General features: G+C 45.7%; 1 protein-coding gene and 1 pseudogene. One reads left to right on the plus strand and one right to left on the minus strand.

The annotated features are described in order from the left end of the window. A pseudogene (locus tag B7Y67_RS19375) lies at positions 1-145 on the plus strand (VOC family protein); the annotation flags it as partial. 11 nt (positions 146-156) lie between these two features. Here the strand turns inward: B7Y67_RS19375 and B7Y67_RS19380 are convergent. Beyond that, a complete protein-coding gene (locus tag B7Y67_RS19380) occupies positions 157-858 on the minus strand; it encodes a haloacid dehalogenase type II (protein ID WP_293600029.1) in 702 nt (233 codons plus the stop codon). Between the last annotated feature and the right edge of the window lie 149 nt (positions 859-1,007).

The raw sequence follows: 1,007 nt of genomic DNA on the forward strand, positions 1-1,007 counted from the left end.
AGATGACTTCATTGCCCATCTTTCAAAACAGGGTGTGCCGATTGATGTGGGCCCTGTACCGAGAAGGGGTGCGCTAGGACCGATTCGTTCCGTGTATTTGCGTGACCCAGACCAGAATTTAGTAGAAGTAGCTGAATACGTCTAAGTAGAATTAAGTTAACAGCCCAATTGCTGCGCAAGGTCTAGAAAATCTTTTGCGTGGTAGTTGGTAAAGCTTTCTAGATGGAGGTCATCTCGAATATGGCCTTTACCGAATTCCAAAGGCCTTTCAATAAAAGCAGTTTGCAGCCCACAAGTATGGGCACTGGCGAGATCATCTTTGTGCGAGGCAACTAGCATTACCTCTTCAGGCGAAATATCGAAGGTCTGTGCTACCCCAAGATAAGTCTCTGGGTCGGGTTTGTAGTGTCGAAACACTTCCGCAGAAAGAATGAGGTCCCAAGGTAGACCAGCATTCTTGGCCATATTGGCCAGTAAACCTAGATTTCCATTGGACAGAGTTACTAAGGTGAATTGTGATTTCAGCTTCTTTAGCCCTTCAACGACTTCTGGCCAAGGAGTTAGGCGATGCCAAATCAAATTGAGGTGACGGATTTCAGGCTCGGCTAGGGTGGTGATCTCAAATTGCTTGAGCACATCATTCAGAATCATGCGATGCAAATCATCAATTTTCGTCCAAGGCAGCTCTCCAGAGCGAACTCTCGCCATGGCGGGTCGATAACCCTTTCTCCAGGCAGTCGCAAAAGCCTCTGGATCAGCGGGTAGGTTTAATCGCCTGATTTCATGAGCGATTGACCCATGCCAATCAACAACTGTGCCAAACACATCAAATGCGAGAACTTTTGGTTTTGTATTCATGTGTAGATTATTCATTAGCTTGAAAAATCTTGCCAGACATTATTCGGTTTCCCCCCTTAAGTCATACAAGTCATATATTGCTAAGAATTGCTAGAATGCTGAGAGACCCAAAAAGGGCGCTAGATCGAATAAGGACACAATCATGGGTG

This window comes from Polynucleobacter sp. 35-46-11 (assembly GCF_002281105.1).

Coding starts and splice junctions, on each gene's coding strand:
- B7Y67_RS19380 (WP_293600029.1), bottom strand. CDS start 858: ATGAATACAAAACCAAAAGTTCTCGCATTTGATGTGTTTGGCACAGTT.